General features: G+C 68.7%; 12 protein-coding genes. 3 read left to right on the top strand and 9 right to left on the bottom strand.

Translation table 11 applies throughout. The features are described 5' to 3' along the window. The 5 genes from ABD732_RS02175 to ABD732_RS02155 form a co-directional block, all read right to left on the bottom strand. Positions 1-1311: an alpha-hydroxy-acid oxidizing protein gene (locus tag ABD732_RS02175; protein WP_344780107.1), complete on the bottom strand. Its 1311-nt coding sequence runs from the start codon at positions 1309-1311 to the stop codon at positions 1-3. A gap of 7 nt (positions 1312-1318) precedes the next feature. Further along, positions 1319-1822, bottom strand: a complete 504-nt coding sequence (locus ABD732_RS02170; protein WP_344780105.1) for a DUF4334 domain-containing protein — start codon at positions 1820-1822, stop codon at positions 1319-1321. A gap of 21 nt (positions 1823-1843) precedes the next feature. Beyond that, a complete protein-coding gene (locus ABD732_RS02165; protein ID WP_344780103.1) occupies positions 1844-3295 on the bottom strand; it encodes a flavin-containing monooxygenase in 1452 nt (483 codons plus the stop codon). 51 nt (positions 3296-3346) lie between these two features. Beyond that, positions 3347-4330, bottom strand: a complete 984-nt coding sequence (ku, locus tag ABD732_RS02160; protein WP_344780101.1) for a non-homologous end joining protein Ku — start codon at positions 4328-4330, stop codon at positions 3347-3349. 75 nt (positions 4331-4405) lie between these two features. Next, a complete protein-coding gene (locus ABD732_RS02155; RefSeq protein ID WP_344780099.1) occupies positions 4406-4942 on the bottom strand; it encodes a hypothetical protein in 537 nt (178 codons plus the stop codon). Between the two features lie 83 nt (positions 4943-5025). Between ABD732_RS02155 and ligD the strand changes: the two genes are divergently transcribed. Continuing rightward, positions 5026-6960, top strand: a complete 1935-nt coding sequence (gene ligD, locus ABD732_RS02150) for a non-homologous end-joining DNA ligase (RefSeq protein ID WP_344780096.1) — start codon at positions 5026-5028, stop codon at positions 6958-6960. A 20-nt stretch (positions 6961-6980) separates the two neighbouring features. Here the strand turns inward: ligD and ABD732_RS02145 are convergent, their stop codons facing one another. Next, positions 6981-8843 carry an NAD(P)-binding domain-containing protein gene (locus ABD732_RS02145; RefSeq protein ID WP_344780094.1) on the bottom strand — a complete coding sequence of 621 codons (1863 nt, stop codon included), beginning with the start codon at positions 8841-8843 and terminating at the stop codon, positions 6981-6983. Positions 8844-9030: 187 nt separating this feature from the next. Between ABD732_RS02145 and ABD732_RS02140 the strand changes: the two genes are divergently transcribed. Further along, positions 9031-10239: a GAF domain-containing protein gene (locus ABD732_RS02140; protein ID WP_344780092.1), complete on the top strand. Its 1209-nt coding sequence runs from the start codon at positions 9031-9033 to the stop codon at positions 10237-10239. Positions 10240-10353: 114 nt separating this feature from the next. Beyond that, positions 10354-11088 carry a metallophosphoesterase gene (locus ABD732_RS02135; RefSeq protein ID WP_344780090.1) on the top strand — a complete coding sequence of 245 codons (735 nt, stop codon included), beginning with the start codon at positions 10354-10356 and terminating at the stop codon, positions 11086-11088. A gap of 122 nt (positions 11089-11210) precedes the next feature. Here ABD732_RS02135 and pntB read toward each other — a convergent pair whose 3' ends face one another. The 3 genes from pntB to ABD732_RS02120 all read right to left on the bottom strand — a co-directional run bounded on the left by pntB (position 11211) and on the right by ABD732_RS02120 (position 15969). Next, positions 11211-12659 (bottom strand): Re/Si-specific NAD(P)(+) transhydrogenase subunit beta, encoded by a 1449-nt coding sequence (gene pntB / locus ABD732_RS02130; protein WP_344780088.1) that lies wholly within the window; start codon positions 12657-12659, stop codon positions 11211-11213. Between the two features lie 6 nt (positions 12660-12665). Further along, on the bottom strand, positions 12666-14198 hold the full coding sequence (locus ABD732_RS02125) for a Re/Si-specific NAD(P)(+) transhydrogenase subunit alpha (RefSeq protein WP_344780086.1): 1533 nt from the start codon (positions 14196-14198) through the stop codon (positions 12666-12668). Between the two features lie 286 nt (positions 14199-14484). Then, complete coding sequence (locus ABD732_RS02120) at positions 14485-15969, bottom strand: FAD-binding protein (RefSeq protein WP_344780084.1); 1485 nt, start codon at positions 15967-15969, stop codon at positions 14485-14487. Positions 15970-15978: the final 9 nt, after the last annotated feature.

Genomic DNA, 15978 nt, shown 5'->3' with positions numbered 1-15978 from the left:
TCAGCGGAGGTCTTTGAGCGCCGAGCGATCCAGGCCGGCGACGTCGGTGTGACCGGTCAGGCCCAGGGTGAGGTCGAGTTCGGCGATGATGTTGGCGACCGCGTCGCGGGCGCCGTCGGCACCGTTGAGCGCGAGCCCGTACATGTGCGGCCGCCCGATGCAGACGGCGTCCGCCCCGAGTGCCAGAGCTTTGAAAACGTCTGCGCCCGTGTAGAAGCCGGAGTCGGCGAGGATCGTGGTCCGGTCGCCCACCGCGTCGGCGATGTCGACCAGTGCGTCGGTCGAGGAGATCGATCCGTCGACCTGCCGGCCGCCGTGATTGGAGACGACGATCCCGTCCACGCCGAGGTCGACTGCCTGCCGCGCATCGTCGGGATGCAGGACGCCCTTGAGCACGATCGGCAAAGAGGTCCGCTCCCGCAGGGAGGCGATGTCGTCCCAGTTGAGCGACGGTCGGGAGTAGATGTCCAGGAAGGTCTGCACCGCCGCCCGCGGCTCCGGTGCTGCCAGGCGCTTCATCAGCGACGACTGCGGGTTCTTCCACAGGTCGCCGGGCACGTTGCGCGCGATGGAGAACAGCGTTCTGATGGCGCCGAGCGAGATCTCCGGCTTCTCGCCCGTCGCCTCCCGCAGACGCTCGCCCACGATCTCCCAGAACGACGGATCCGACGTGTACTGGTCGATGCCCTCCCCGCGGGCGAACGGCAGCGAGCCGAGGTTCAGATCCTGCGGGCGCCAGCCCAGCATGGTGGTGTCGAGCGTGACGGCCAGCGCCGCCGCTCCCATCTTCTCCGCGCGCGTGATCAGGCTCTCCACCAGGCGGTCGTCGGTGGACCAGTAGAGCTGGAACCAGCGAGGCGCCCCGGGCGAGGTCGCGTCCATCGCGGCGGCGACGTCTTCCATCGGGGCGCACCCCTGATTGGAGAAGATGTACGGCACACCGAGTTCGGCGGCCGCGCGCCCGATGTGCACATCGGCATCCGGATACGCCAGTGCGCCGGCACCCACCGGCGCGAAGAGCACGGGAGCGGGGAGCTTCTGGCCGAAGAGTTCGATCTCCAGGCTGCGACGGCTCACATCACGCAGTACCCGTGGAACGATCGCCCAGCGATCGAGTGCGGCACGGTTGGCAGCCATGGTGCGACCCTCACCCGCACCACCGGCGATGTACGCCCAGCCGCGGCGGTCCAGCTTGGCCCGGGCCCGGCGCTCCAGCTCCGCGAAATCTGCGGGGACCGTGGGCTTCCGGCCATGGATCCCGGCCGTGTAGACGTCGTTCTGCCGGGACCGCCCGAAGTTCACCGAGACCATCTGCGCGTCACTTCCCGCCCTCGTCGGCGTGGTCGTCGTCGCGCTGCAGATAGAAGTAGAAGTGCCGATCGCGCACCAGCGAGGTCTTGCCGTTCATGATGCCCATGAGCGTGTTCTCGTCGACCCGTTTGAAGTGGTCGATCACCGGCTGCCCGTCGTAGACCATGGAAGCCGTCACCTCACCGCGGAAGCCGACGGGCCAGAGGCTGGCCTCCCCCTTCCCGATCTCGGTGTTGGAGTACAGCTTTCCGTCCGCGTCACGACAGACCATCGGGGCGACGTCATACCAGCTGCGGAACCACTTGCCGTGCCAGCCGACCTTCTCCAGTTGCCCGTCCATCGGGTGTCCCGACGGCAGTTCTCCACCCCGCCAGTCGCCGAGGATCTCGTCCACGGTCACCACGGGCAGGGCGGCCCAGATGGCATCGAGTTCGGCAGGTTCGCTGATCTGCTGGGAGGCGACGCGCTCGAAGAAGCCGGCCACCGCCTCGCTGGACGTGATTGGGGTCATACAGCGAGCTTAAGCGGGCGGTCAGGAGAAGTACATCTCCTCGGTGACGTCGTACCGGCGCGCATCGATCGCGTCCAGGAAGGCGTTGTGCCGCACCTGCCACGGCGCCTGGTCGGCGGCTTTGGGCAGCCGATCGCCGGCGCGTTTGACGTAGCCGGAGTCGAGCTCGAAGAAGGCGTGCGCGGCCGGCTTGCGCCCCTCGAGGGTGGGGTAGGCGCGAGTGAAACCCTCACTGCGCATGTGCGCGATCAGGTCGGCCACCGCCTTGCTGGTCAGGTCGACCCGCAGGGTCCACGAGGCATTGGTGTATCCCACCGACCAGGCGAAGTTCGGCACATCGTTCAGCAGGTAGGCGCGGTACCCGTAGTGCTCACCGGGTTCGACGGCCCGGCCGTCCACCGAGAGTGCGATCCCGCCGAACGCGATCAGATCCAGTCCGGTCGCGGTGACCACGACGTCGGCTTCGAGTTCACGGCCCGAGCTCACCTCGATACCGGTCGGAGTGAACCGTGCGATGGTGTCGGTGACCACCTCCGCGCTGCCGTCGGCGATCGTCTTGTAGAAGTCGCCGTCGGGAATCACGCACAGGCGCTGATCCCACGGCGCGTAGGCGGGCTTGAAATGGGTGTCGACGTCGTACCCCTTGGGCAGGTAGTGCATCGCCAGCCGCCGGAAGAACTTGCGGGCGGCGTTCGGGAAGCGCCGACAGAACAGGAACAGACTCAGGGTGATGGTCGCGTTCCGGTATCGGATGAGGTCGTGCGCCAGTTGCTTCGGCAGAAAGCGCTGCGCCAGCCTGGTCATCGGGTCCGACCACGGCTGCGGGAACATGTACGTCGGCGACCGCTGCAGCATGGTGACGTGCCCGGCGTCCGGGGCCATCGCGGGTATCAGGGTCACCGCCGTCGCCCCGCTGCCGATCACCACCACCTTCTTGCCCGCGTAATCGAGGTCCTCGGGCCAGAACTGCGGATGCACGATGGTGCCGGAGAACTCGTCCTCGCCCGGGAAGTCGGGGCGGTACGCGGCGTCGTACCGGTAGTAGCCGGTGCACAAGTAGAGGAACCGGGTCGTGATGGTGCGCGGCTCTCCGTTCACCAGGAGATCGACCGTCCACAGATCGGTGTCGGTGTCGAAGTCGGCGGAGACCACTTCGGTGGAGAACCGGATGTGCGGATAGATGCCGAAGTCGCGGGCGGTGGACTCCAGGTAGTCCCGGATCTCGTCCCCCTCGGCCATGGTCCGGTCTCCGCGCCACGGGTTCCACGGGAAACTGAGCGTGAAGATGTCCGAGTCGCTCCGGACACCGGGATACCGGAACAGATCCCAGGTGCCGCCGATCTGCTCGCGGCGCTCCACCATCAGGTAGTTGAGTTCCGGGTTGCGCTCGCGCAGCCGGTAGGCCGCATCGATTCCGGACAGCCCCGCACCCACGATCAGAACATCAAAGGACTCGGATTCGTTGTGCACCATGGTCTCTGAGGAACCTCTCGTTGATCGACGTCGTGGCCGCCGGTGACGGTGTCAGGCGGATTTGGCTGTTCCACCGGATTTCTTGGCGGCCGTCTTCTTCGCCGCGGTCTTCTTCGCCGCAGTCTTCTTCGCTGCAGTCTTCTTCGCTGCCGTCTTCTTGGCGGGCGTCTTCTTCGCTGCTGTCTTCTTGGCGGGGGCCTTCTTTGCCGGGGCCTTCGCGGCGGCGGTCCCGGTGCCTGCCTCGTCGGCTTCGTCGGCAGCCGCCCGGTCCTTCACCGAGGCGCGCAGCGCCGCAAGCAGATCTGCGACGTCGTCGTCACTGGCCTCAGGCGCGGACTCCGGTTCGGGAAAGGCCTGTCCCCCCTCGGCTTTCGCCTCGATCAGCTTGCTCAGTTCGGTCTCGTAGACGTCCTCGTACTGGGACGGATCGAAATCGGTGGCCATGGTCTCGATCAGCGAGGAGGCCATCTCCAGTTCCTGCGGGCGGATCTGCACATCCTCGTCGAGGAAACCGAACTCGGGGGTGCGGACCTCATCGGGCCACAGCAGAGTCTGCAGGGTCATCACGCCGTCGATCACGCGCAACGCGGCCAGGCGGGTCCGGCTGCGCAGGGTGAACATCGCGATCGCGAGCCGGTCGGCGCTCTCCAGCGCTTGTGCCAGAAGGGTGTAGGCCTTGGGCGACTTCGATGCCGGCTCCAGGTAGTAGGCCTTGTCGAAGTAGATCGGATCCACCTGGTCGGCCGGGACGAACTCGAGGATCGAGATCTCCGGGCTCCGCGTGACCGGCAGTGTTGCCAGATCGTCTTTGGTAAGGATGACCGGCTTGCCCTCGTCGCTCTCGTAGGCGTTGGCGATCTTGCCGTACTCCACTTCGGTGTCGGTCCCCTCGCGCACGCGCCGATAGCGGATGCGGGTGCCGTCGCTGGCATCCACCTGATGCGAGGACCGATCGTGGCTCTGCGTCGCGGAGTAGACCTTGACCGGCACATTCACCAGGCCAAAGCTCAGATCACCCTTCCAGATCGAGCGCATGGGCCCATTGTGCCAAAGAACACACTCCCTGCGGAGACCGGAGCCCACACCCGGGCGCGCGGGCCCCTATCGGCGCTACCGCCAGACCCAGAAGTCCACCGCCTTGTCGCCGCCGAGGAAGCCGTACCCGAGGTACACACCGTTCGGCAGGCGGCGAAGTTCGTCGTGCGCGAACGGCAATCCGCTGCGCCGGTAGTCGATGCGGATCACTCGCCTGCCGTCGACCGCCGAGGGCGCGTAGTAGACGTCGGCCGGAAGGATCTGCCCGCCGAACGCCCGGTTGGTCAGCCACCCGCGGTGGAAGACCTTGCCCGCCCAGACGGCGGAGGCCGCGGCCGACGCCGCATCGTTGGGAGGTCCGACCGGGCGGGTCTGCCCCCGCATCACCCCGAGCGGCACCGGGCCGGCGTCGGCGGTGCGGAACAGTCGGTCGAACTGGGCTTGGGTGCAGCTGTCGCGCAACGCCGCAGCAGTATCCGACCGGGACATCGTGGTGTCGGCGGTGGGACATCGTGGCGCCGCCTGCGCGGGAGCGACGCCGACGAGCGCGCCGGCCCCGAGGGTGACGGCGGCGAGCGCACTCGCCAGCAGGGTTCGGTGGTTGGATCTCATGACGACTCCTCAAGTCGATGTTCGACCCCTGATTTCCACGGTAGACCTGCCGGAGCTCGAAGAGAACAGGCCAGAATGAATCCATGAGCGGTTCTGAACTGGAGGTCGATGGGCACGCGATCGCGCTGACGAACCTGGACCGCGTGCTCTACCCGGAGGCCGGCACCCGCAAGTACGACGTGATCTCGTACTACCTGGCGATCGCCGACGCCATGCTTCCCCATCTGGCGTCGCGGCCGGTGACCCGCAAACGATGGCCGTCCGGCACCGAGGGGGCTCCATTCTTCGAGAAGACCCTGCCTGCCGGCTCGCCGCCCTGGATCCCGAGGTTCACCATCGCGCATGCGGCGGACGACAAGGTGTACCCCGTCGCGCAGAACGCCGCCGTGCTCGTCTGGTTCGCACAGATGGCGGCATTGGAACTGCATGTGCCGCAATGGCGGATCGACCTGTCCGACGACGACGGTGATCGGCACACCGACCGGCTGGTCCTGGACCTGGATCCGGGGCCGGACGTGCCGCTGACCCAATGCGGGCAGGTGGCGCTGACCATTCGGGACGTACTCACCGACACCGGTATGGCGTCGTACCCGGTCACCAGCGGAGGCAAGGGGATCCACGTCTACGCGCGCCTGCCCGCTCCGGTGCGGGCCGACTCGGCGCGCGCGGTGGCCAAGGAGATCGCGTCTGCTCTGGAACAGGCCTACCCGGCCGATGTCACCGCCTCGATGACCAAAGCCGCGCGGCCCGGAAAGGTCTTCATCGACTGGAGCCAGAACAGTGCGGCGAAGACCACCCTCGGGCCGTACTCGTTGCGGGGGCTCGCGCGGCCGTGGGCAGCGGCCCCGCGCGCGTGGTCGGAGCTGTCCGACCCCGACTTGACGCAGTTGCTGTATCCCGAAGTGCTGGAACGGTATTCCGAGTCCGGCGATCTGCTGGCCGGGTTGTCCGGGCCGCGGCCCAGCCCGTCCGACGGTGTGGTCGACCTGGGTGCCTACCGGCGGCATCGGCGCGTGAGCAAGACCTCGCCGCCCCGGCCCGCACCGGCGTCCCCACCGGACGCGGAACCGAAGACCGAGTCCGCCGGCACGGTGGTGTCGCTGCGCCCGATGCTCGCCGTCGACGAGGCGATCGATGGGCTCGATCCACAGGAGTGGGCCTTCGAGGGCAAGTGGGACGGGTACCGCATCCTGGCGAGCGTCCACGACGGCCGGCTACGCCTGCAGTCGCGGTCCGGGATCGACATGACCGGGGACTTCCCCGAACTGGCCGGCCTGTCCGACGTACTCGCCGGCCGCGATGCGGTGCTCGACGGCGAAGTGGTCGCACTCGATCCAGCCGGGCGGACCGACTTCACTCTGCTCGCCGGGCGCCGCCGGCGGCGCGCCGAGCACACCGTCAAGCTCTACCTGTTCGACGTCCTGGCCATCGACGGGGACCATCTCGAGGGCGCCCCGTGGGAGCAGCGCCGGGCGGTGCTCGAAGACTTGGCACCGTGGTTCGACGACGTCCCGTTCGTCGAGATCCCAGCCCTGTTGGACGGGCCGGGGCAGCGGGCGGTCGACGAGGCACGACGCAACGGCTGGGAGGGCGTGGTGGCCAAACGCCGCTCGTCCCCGTACCGGCACGGCTCCCGCAGCCCCGACTGGCGCAAGCAGAAGAACTGGAGCGACGTCGAGGTGGTGATCGGCGGTTTCCGGCTCGGCCGGGAGGGCGCCCGCACCCTGGGCTCGGTGCTGGTCGGGCTGCCCGAGGAGACCGGGCTGCGCTACATCGGGCGGGTGGGTACCGGGTGGACGCACGCACAGGCGGCCGACCTGCTCGCCGAGTTGAAACCGCTGGAGATCAGCCTCTGTCCGTTCCTGGGCGGGGTGGATGCTCCGGTCGCCTCGAGTGCCACGTGGGTCCTGCCCAAACTGGTCGCCGATGTGCAGTTCATGGACTGGACGTCCACCGGCCACCTCCGCCACCCGTCGTGGCGGGGACTGCGCCGCGACAAGCTCCCCGGGGATCTGTAGTCCCCGGGGAGCAGCAGGGGTCAGCTCAGATGGTGGACTTCCTGCAGGCCGTAGACCGGGGTGTCGAGGCCCTCGAAACGCGCCTTCAGCTGCAACGCCAAGTACAGCGAGTAGTGACGCGACTGGTGCAGGTTGCCGCCGTGGAACCACAGGCCCGGCTGCTGAGTGGGCTTCCACATGTTGCGCTGCTCGCCCTCCCACGGACCGGGATCCTTGGTGGTCTCCGAGCCCAGGCCCCAGACCTTTCCGACCCGGTCGGCCACCTCCTGGCCCATCAGGTCGGCGGCCCAGCCGTTCATCGAGCCGTATCCGGTCGCGTAGACCACCACGTCGGCCGGCAGTTCGGTGCCGTCGGACAGCACCACCGAGTCCTCGGTCAGATGGTCGACGCCACCCTTGGCCAGCTTGATGGTGCCGTCGGCGACCAGATCGCAGGCGCCGACGTCGATGTAGTAGCCGGAACCGCGGCGCAGGTACTTCATGAACAGACCGGAGTCGTCGTCGCCGAAGTCCAGGTCGAAGCCGGCGGCTTCCAGACGGTCGTAGAAGTCCTTGTCCCGCTCGCGGATCTGGTCGTACAGCGGGATCTGGAACTGATGCATGATCCGGTAGGGCAGCGAGGCGAACGTCAGGTCGGCCTTCTTGGTGGTCATCCCGTCGGCGACGGCCTGCTCGCTGTAGAGCGCCCCCAGCCCGATCTCCATCAGTGAATCGGACTTGACGATGTGCGTGGACGACCGCTGCACCATCGTGGTGTCGACGCCGTTCTCCACCAGCGCCTTGCAGATGTCGTGCGCGGAGTTGTTGGCGCCGATCACCACCACCTTCTTGCCGGCATAGCCGTCGGGGCCGGGGTGCCGGCTGGAGTGGTGCTGCTCGCCCGCGAAGACGTCCTGCCCCGGGAAGGTGGGCACGTTCGCCTTGCCCGACATGCCGGTGGCCAGCACCAGCTGCGTCGGGTGCAGGGTCAGTTCTTCACCGTCACGGACCACGTGCACCGTCCAGCGGCCGGAGGCCTCGTCGTACGACGCCGAGGTGCACTCGGTGCGAGACCAGTACGGCACCTCCATCACCTTGGTGTAGAACTCCAGCCAGTCGCCGATCTTGTCCTTGGGCGCGAAGACCGGCCAGTTGGACGGGAACGGCAGGTACGGGAGGTGGTCGTACCAGACGGGATCGTGCAGGCAGAGCGACTTGTAGCGCTTGCGCCACTGATCGCCGGGGCGGTCGTGCTTGTCCACCACCAGTGACGGCACGCCGAGCTGCCGCAGGCGCGCGCCGAGCGCGATGCCGCCCTGCCCCCCGCCGATCACCAGGACGTACGGCTGCACCGCGCGCCCGAGTTCGAGTTCCTCGTCGTCGCGGCGCTGCGCCCACGACCTCTGGTCGGGCGCCGAGCCGTGCACCGCGCCGAGCGGACGGCCGAAGCCGTTGGGCTCTTCGTGCCCCTTGAGTTCCTGCAGGGTGGTGAGCAGGGTCCAGCCCTGATCGGTCCCGTCGGGGCCGGGCTTGATCCGCAGGTGTCCCTCGCAGCGGCCCACGGAGGTCTCGAGCGCGATGAAGGCCTCGGCGACGTCATCGGTCGCGGTGGCCGGCTCGGTGGTGCCCCAGTTCGACGGCGCGGTGTCGGCGAGCCTCTCGGTGAGCATCGCCGCGATCTCGTCGTGCCCCTCCGCGGTCTTGAGATTCCAGGTGAAGGCGACCAGATCACGCCAGTAGCCGTCGGCGGAGAACATGGCGGTGGCGCCCTCGACGTCGCCGGCCTCCAGCGCCGCCGAGAACCGCGCCAGCCACGCGTCGATCCGTTCCTGCGGCGTCAGCAGTTCGGTGGCTGCCGTGTCGGATGCGGGTGTCGTGACCTCGGGTTCCAGGGTCTGAGTCATCGGAGACTCCTTTCATCGGTGATCGGAATCACAGTTGAGCGGTGTGATGGCCAGCACACTCCGCCGGGGGGCGAGCGGCAAGGGTTGCAGCAGGTTGCAACGTCCGCCGGCGCTCCGGCGCTTGACGGCGCCGCGACACCGGAGCATGGTCGATGTGACCGCAACCACACCTGGAGGATCCGTCGCAGTGTCCTTGACCCCTCCCCCGGAACCGGCCCTCGCCGCCGGCGACGACCCGCGCGCCTACGCCGCGGTGCTGCACGCCGTCTACGACGCCTCCATGGCGGGCGAGAAGCCGCCCGCCCGGCCGCGCTCGGTGATCGGCGAGTCGTGGGATCGGGTACGACAGGCCGGGGTGCGCCCGGACGCCGACACCACCGATCCGGTGCTCGACGTGGTCGATCTGCAGGAACGACGCACCACCTCCGGTCTGCGCGAGCTGCTGACGCCCCTCATGGCGCACCTGGACACCCTGATCGTGGACGGCGAGAACATCCTGGTGGTCGCCGACGCCGGCGGGCGGGTGCTCTGGCGCAACGGGGTCAACCGGGTACTGCATCGCGCGGACCGGCTCGGCTTCACCGAGGGGGCGTCGTGGGCCGAACGCTCGGTGGGCACCAACGCGATCGGCACCGCGCTCGCCTCCGGCCGGGCGGTGCAGGTGTTCTCCGCCGAGCACTTCGTGCGCAGCCACCACGAGTGGACGTGCGCCGGCGCTCCCATCCACGATCCGCGCACCGGCGGCGTCCTGGGGGTGATCGACGTCAGCGGCCCCGCGGCGACCATCCACCCGACCACCCTCGCCCTGGTCGACACCGTCGCCAAGCTCGCCGAGTCCACCCTGCGCGAGGCGCACCGGGCCAGGCTCGACGAGCTCCGCGCGGTGGCCGCCCCCATCCTGGCCCGGGCCGCGGGCCCCGCCTTCGCGGTGGACTCCTACGGCTGGGTCGCCGCTCTCGACGGCGTCGATCCGCGCACCCGGCTCCCGCTGCCCCGGCTGCCCGCCACCGGCCGGCACCACCTGACCGGCATCGGGGATTGCGACCTGGAACCGATGCCCGGCGGCTGGCTGGTGCGCGTCGCCGACCCGGACACCGCGCCCGGCCGCGTGCAGGTGGAACTGCTGGGCGGTGACGAGCCGCTGGTCCGGGTCTCCAGCGCCGGCGGCACCTGGGTGCACCGGCCGTCGCCCCGCCACGCGCAGCTGCTGCGGCTCCTCGCCGACCATCCGGCAGGGCTCAGCGCCGCGCAGGTGGCCGAGCTGCTCTTCGGCAATCCGGAGCAGCGCATCACCGCGCGCTCGGAGATGTCCCGCCTGCGTAAGCACCTCGGCGGACTCCTGGCCGCGAACCCGTACCGGTTCGCCGAGGGAGTCGTGGTCACCTCCGCGGACTGACTTATGGCCCTGGTCACCGCGACCCGGTCGTGACGTGCAGCCGCGGCACGGAAAGGTCTAGCCTGGGTTCCGTTCGTCCGCGTTCGCGGAAGCGGTATTCGAAAGGCACAGCCGATGAGGGTCGTGGCGCAGATCAGCGATCTGCACTTCAACGGGACCGACGAGCACCGGAACCGGTCGGCCGCCGTTTTCGACTACGTGCACTCCACCACCGGCATCGCCGCGCTGCTGGTGACCGGCGACCTGGCCGACGAGGGCTTGCCGGCCGAGTACGCCGAGGCCGCCGCCACCCTCGTCACCGACATCCCCACCCTGACGCTGCTGGGCAATCACGACGACCGCGGCGCCTTCACCGCCCAGCGCGACGGCGTCGCGACGACCGGTCCCGTCAACTCCTCTCTGCTGTTGGACGATCTGCTGGTCCTCGCATTGGACTCGTCGATCCCGGGCCGCTCGGACGGCTACCTGTCGGACGAGACGCTGGGCTGGGCGCGCGAGCAGATCGTTGCGGCCGGCGATGTGGACGTCCTGGTCTCCTGGCATCATCCTCCGGCCGACATCGGCCTGCCGCACATGGATGCGCGACGCCTGAACGACCCCGACCGCGCGGCGGCGCTCCTGCAGGAGCACCCGAACATCGTCGGCGTGGCGACCGGTCACGCCCACACCCCCGCGGCCACCGTCTTCGCCGAGCGCCCGCTGGTGGTGGCCCCCGGCGTCGCGTCGACGCTGAACCTCCCGTTCGAGGGCAGCGACTGGGTGAACTCGACGCAGGGGCCCGGCCTGGCCTTCCACGTGATCGACGACCACCGGCTCACCACCCACTTCCGGGTGCTGTCGCACTGGTGACCGGTCCGGGGACCGCCTGACAGCGAGGCACCCTTCCGCCCCGACCCGCGCGACTGCGCCACCCCACCGATGCAGACCGCCCCGCGATCGGATGATCGCGGGGCGGGCCTGGCGGCGCCTGCTCACAGGTGGGAGATGATGTCTTCCACTCGATCCTTGGCGTCACCGAACAGCATCTGGGTGTTGTCCCGGAAGAACAGCGGGTTCTGCACACCCGCATAACCGGCGGCCATCGAGCGCTTGAACACGATGACGTCCTTGGCGTTCCAGACCTCCAGCACCGGCATGCCGGCGATCGGCGACGAGGGATCCTCGGCGGCCGCCGGATTGACCGTGTCGTTGGCGCCGATCACCAACACCACGTCGGTCTCCGGGAAGTCGTCGTTGATCTCGTCGAGCTCCATCACGATGTCGTACGGCAGCTTGGCCTCGGCCAGGAGCACGTTCATGTGCCCGGGCAGCCGGCCGGCGACCGGGTGGATACCGAACCGGACGTCGACGCCCTTGGCCCGCAGCTTGGCGGTCAGATCCGCGACCGGGTACTGCGCCTGTGCCACGGCCATGCCGTAGCCGGGGGTGATGATGACCGACTTGGCGTCGCCCAGGAGCTCGGCGGCCCCGTCGGCCTGGATCTCCCGGTGTTCGCCGTAGTCGGTGTCGTCGGCCGGACCGGCCTCGATCCCGAAGCCGCCGGCGATCACCGAGATGAACGAGCGGTTCATGGCCTTGCACATGATGTAACTCAGGTAGGCACCCGAGGAGCCCACCAGCGCACCGGTCACGATCAGCAGGTCGTTGCCGAGCAGGAAGCCCGACGCAGCCGCGGCCCAACCGGAGTACGAGTTCAGCATCGAGATGACGACCGGCATGTCGCCGCCGCCGATCGAGGCGACCAGGTGCCAGCCCAGGAACAGGGCCAGCGCGGTGATCACCGCGAGGAGCACGTAACCGGTGGTGTCGTCCTTGACGTCGCGGGCGACGTAGACACCGGTCAGCACGATGAAGGCCACCAGCGAGCCGACGTTGATGAGGTTCTTGCCCGGCAGCATCAGCGGGGCGGACTTCATCCTGGCCGACAGCTTCAGGTTGGCGACGATCGAACCGGTCAGGGTGACCGCACCGATGAAGATACCGATGGCGACCTCGGCGGCGTGGATGCCGATGATGGCGCCATGATCGTCCGGCGCGACACCGTCGAAGTGAGCACCCTCGATGGCGCCGTTCCAGCCGATGAGCACAGCGGCCAGACCCACGAACGAGTGCAGCAGCGCGATCAGCTCAGGCATGCCGGTCATCTCGACGATGCGGGCGCGCCACAGACCGATGGCGGCGCCGACCACGATCGCTCCGGCGATCAGCACCACCGGCAGCCAGTGCATGTCGTAGTCGGGGAGGTCGAAGATGTTGTCGACGGCCAGGGCGATGGTCGCGACCAGCGCGATCGCCATGCCGGCCATGCCGTAGGTCAGACCGCTGCGCGCCGTCTCGTGCTTGGACAGCCCGGCGAGCGAGAGGATGAACAGCAGCGATGCGACGATGTACGCCGCAACAGTGATTTCAGTGATTCCCATGAGTTATCACGCGCCCTTACTGAACATGGCGAGCATCCGGCGCGTGACCGCGAAACCACCGAAGACGTTGATGGAGGCGACGAGGATCGCGATGGTCGACAGCACCAGGACGGTCGTGTTGTCGGTCGCGACCTGCAGCAGCGCACCGACGATCACCACACCCGAGATCGCGTTGGTGACCGACATCAGCGGCGTGTGCAGCGCGTGCGCCACATTGCCGATGACGTAGTAACCGATCACGATCGCCAGCATGAGCACGGTGAAGTGCTGCGGGATCGGCGGCGGCGAGAAGGCCACCACCACGCCGAAGAGGATGATGCCGACCAGCGCCAGGGCCACCTTCTTGGCCGGGGCCATCGGTTCCTTGGGCTCGGCGGCCGGAGCCGGCGCCGCGGCGGCGGCCTTGGGGGCCGCCGACACCTGGACCGGGGGCGGCGGCCACATGCCCTCGCCGTCCCGGGTCACGGTGATGCCGCGCTGCACCACGTCGTCCATGTCGAGCGTGAGCTCGCCGTTCTTCTCCGGCGTGAGCAGCTTGAGCAGGTTGACGATGTTGGTGCCGTACAGCTGCGAGGTCTGCGCGGCCAGCCGGCCGGCCAGATCGGTGTAGCCGATGATGGTCACACCGTTGTCGGTGACGACTCTCTCGTCGGTGACGGTGCCTGCGGCGTTACCGCCGTTGGCGGCGGCCATGTCGACGATCACCGAGCCGTTCTTCATGGCGGCGACGGTGTCCGGGGTCAGCAGCTTCGGTGCCGGGCGACCGGGGATCAGCGCGGTGGTGATCACGATGTCGGCGGCGCGGGCCTCCTCGTCGTACATCGACGCGGTGGCGGCCTCCTGCTCCGGAGTCATCTCCTTGGCGTAGCCGTCCTCGGACTTCTCCGCCTCGAAGTCGACGTGCACGAACTCGGCACCCATCGACTCGACCTGCTCGGCCACCTCGGGGCGCACGTCGAAGGCGCGGACCACCGCGCCCATCGCCGACGCCGCACCGATCGCGGCCAGACCGGCGACACCGGCACCGACCACGAACACGCGCGCCGGCGGAATCTTGCCCGCGGCGGTCACCTGACCGGTGAACATCCGGCCGAACTCGTGCGCGGCCTCCACGACGGCGCGGTAGCCGGCGACGTTGGCCATCGACGACAGCACGTCCATGGACTGTGCGCGCGAGATACGCGGCACGGCGTCCATGGCCAGCGCGGTCACTCCCGCGTTCTGCAGCTTCTCCAGCAGTTCGGGGCTGCGGCCGGGCGCCATCATCGAGATCAGCACCGCGCCGCGGCGCATGCGCGCGATCTCGTCGTCGGTGGGCGCGTTCACCTTGACCACCACGTCGGCGGCCCATGTCTCGTCGGTGGAACCGATTCGGGCGCCTGCCTCGACGAAGTTCGCGTCCGGCTGTTCGGCGCGCTCACCGGCATCGGCTTCGACGATCACGTCGTAGCCGAGTTGGTTGAGCTGCGCCACGGTCTTCGCGGTCGCCGCGACGAGCGTCTCGCCCGCCTTCGACTCCCGGGGGATACCGATCAGCATGTCACTGCCTCTCCCACACTCATATCTGTTAACTCACCTAAATCTCATTGACGCCGACACCCGGTGGCGGACGCGGCCCAGCACAGCGACCAGCGACACGGGGTTGCGGAGCCGGTCTCCATGCGGCGGCCGGAAATCCGATCGGATTCGGCGCGATCTGCCGCGGGCAGCCATGGTGAGGCATCGTTCCCGCAGATAGAAGACGTGGCAAAAAGGTAGCACGGTGATCGGCAAGGACCATTCCCAGGGTTAGAAAGGTCACTTACCTGTCAGTACGCCGCGGAATTCAGTCTGCGCGTTCAGTTCCGGCGAGAACCCTGGTCGACGCAGCGTGCCGTCCGGCGCGGCGCCCGAAGTACGATCCCTCGCCCAACTGCGTGCCGCTGGCGTACCCCTTGCCGTCCTGCGCGATGTTGGCCGCGCAGGCGCCGGCGGCGTAGAGACCGTCGATCACCGACCCGTCCGGGCGCTGTACCCGGCCGTCGACGGTGGTGGCCATTCCCCCGATGGTGAAACCCGCGTACAGCGCCTTGCCCAGGGTCATGTCGAAGGCCGCCCACGGCCCGGTGTCCTGGGCGGCAAGGAACTCCGGGCTCTTGTGGAAGTCGGGGTCCTCGCCCCGCGCGGCGTGCTCGTTGTAACGGTCCATGGTGGCGTGCAGAGCGGCCCGGTCCAGACCGAGGTCGTCGGCCATCTCGTCGATGGTCTCCCAACCGTCGATGAACGGCGCCAGGGGGAACTCCGGGCGCTCCATGTGCGCCTCGTCGACGATCAGATAGGCGGCGGCACCCGGCTGGTCCATCACGAAGCCGGAGGTGCGGGAATGGTAGGAGTCCTCGGCGACAAACCGCTCGGCGTTCTTGTTGACCACCAGCCCGGTCAGCAGCATCGACGGCGGATACACGGGCGCGGTGATGAAGGCCTGGTCCATGTGCTTCAGTTCGGCGCCCACCGAGGCGCCGAGCCGGATGCCCAGACCGTCGTCGTAGGTGCTGCCCAGGGTGAAGGGTTTTTCGGCCAGCTGCGGCACGTACTCGGCGACCATGTCGGGATTCATCACGAAGCCGCCCGCGGCCACCACGACGGCCCCGGCGCGGATGAAGCCCTCGGCGCCGTCGGTGTTCTTCCAGGCAGCGCCCACCACCGCGTCGCCGTCGGTCACCAGCTTGCGGCCACCGGTCTCGTACCGGATCTCGACGCCCTCGTCGGCGAGGCGGTCCACCAGCAGGCCGATCACCATGCCGGCGCCGCCGGTGTCGCCGGGGACGGGCACCTTGTGCCCGCGCGGGGCGGGGACGGCCTGGGTGCTGTACGGCCAGACCTTCTCGTTGCCGGTGAACATCAGCCCCTGAGTCTGCGGCTGGATCACGGCCTTCTCCGGGTAGAAGCTGCGCTCGAACTCGAACCCGAGCGCTTCGAGCCAGTCGAAGTGCTCGACGCTGTCCGCGCAGTAGGCGGCGATCTTCTCCGGCTCCGGATCGCGGGAGACCGCGGTCAGGTACTTCTCCATCTCCGCGGCGCTGTCGTCGTGGCCGGTGGCCTGCTGCACCTTGGTGCCGCCGCCCAGGTAGAAGTGCCCGCCGGCCATGCAGCTGGTGCCGCCGGCGGCCGCCGAGCGCTCCAGCACCAGGACCTTCGCGCCGTCTCGCGCGGCTTCGAGCGCAGCGCAACAGCCGCCCATGCCCGCCCCGAGGACCAGCACGTCCACGGTGTCGCTGAATTCGGGAACGTCGTCGACGTCGATGGTCTCCGGAAGGTCCAAACCGCTCATGGACCCCAG

The sequence above is a fragment of the Gordonia caeni genome (genome assembly GCF_039537105.1).
In the GTDB taxonomy this organism is placed as follows: domain Bacteria; phylum Actinomycetota; class Actinomycetes; order Mycobacteriales; family Mycobacteriaceae; genus Gordonia; species Gordonia caeni.
Note: the sequence above shows the minus strand (reverse complement) of the source record. Positions and strands in the feature narration are given on the sequence as shown.

Bases quoted from the DNA above. Each gene is read 5' to 3' on its own strand.
- ABD732_RS02145 (WP_344780094.1), bottom strand. From the start codon at position 8,843: ATGACTCAGACCCTGGAACCCGAGGTCACGACACCCGCATCCGACACG.
- ABD732_RS02175 (WP_344780107.1), bottom strand. From the start codon at position 1,311: ATGGTCTCGGTGAACTTCGGGCGGTCCCGGCAGAACGACGTCTACACG.
- pntB (WP_344780088.1), bottom strand. From the start codon at position 12,659: ATGGGAATCACTGAAATCACTGTTGCGGCGTACATCGTCGCATCGCTG.
- ku (WP_344780101.1), bottom strand. From the start codon at position 4,330: ATGCGCTCGATCTGGAAGGGTGATCTGAGCTTTGGCCTGGTGAATGTG.
- ABD732_RS02125 (WP_344780086.1), bottom strand. From the start codon at position 14,198: ATGCTGATCGGTATCCCCCGGGAGTCGAAGGCGGGCGAGACGCTCGTC.
- ligD (WP_344780096.1), top strand. From the start codon at position 5,026: ATGAGCGGTTCTGAACTGGAGGTCGATGGGCACGCGATCGCGCTGACG.
- ABD732_RS02135 (WP_344780090.1), top strand. From the start codon at position 10,354: ATGAGGGTCGTGGCGCAGATCAGCGATCTGCACTTCAACGGGACCGAC.
- ABD732_RS02170 (WP_344780105.1), bottom strand. From the start codon at position 1,822: ATGACCCCAATCACGTCCAGCGAGGCGGTGGCCGGCTTCTTCGAGCGC.
- ABD732_RS02120 (WP_344780084.1), bottom strand. From the start codon at position 15,969: ATGAGCGGTTTGGACCTTCCGGAGACCATCGACGTCGACGACGTTCCC.
- ABD732_RS02165 (WP_344780103.1), bottom strand. From the start codon at position 3,295: ATGGTGCACAACGAATCCGAGTCCTTTGATGTTCTGATCGTGGGTGCG.
- ABD732_RS02155 (WP_344780099.1), bottom strand. From the start codon at position 4,942: ATGAGATCCAACCACCGAACCCTGCTGGCGAGTGCGCTCGCCGCCGTC.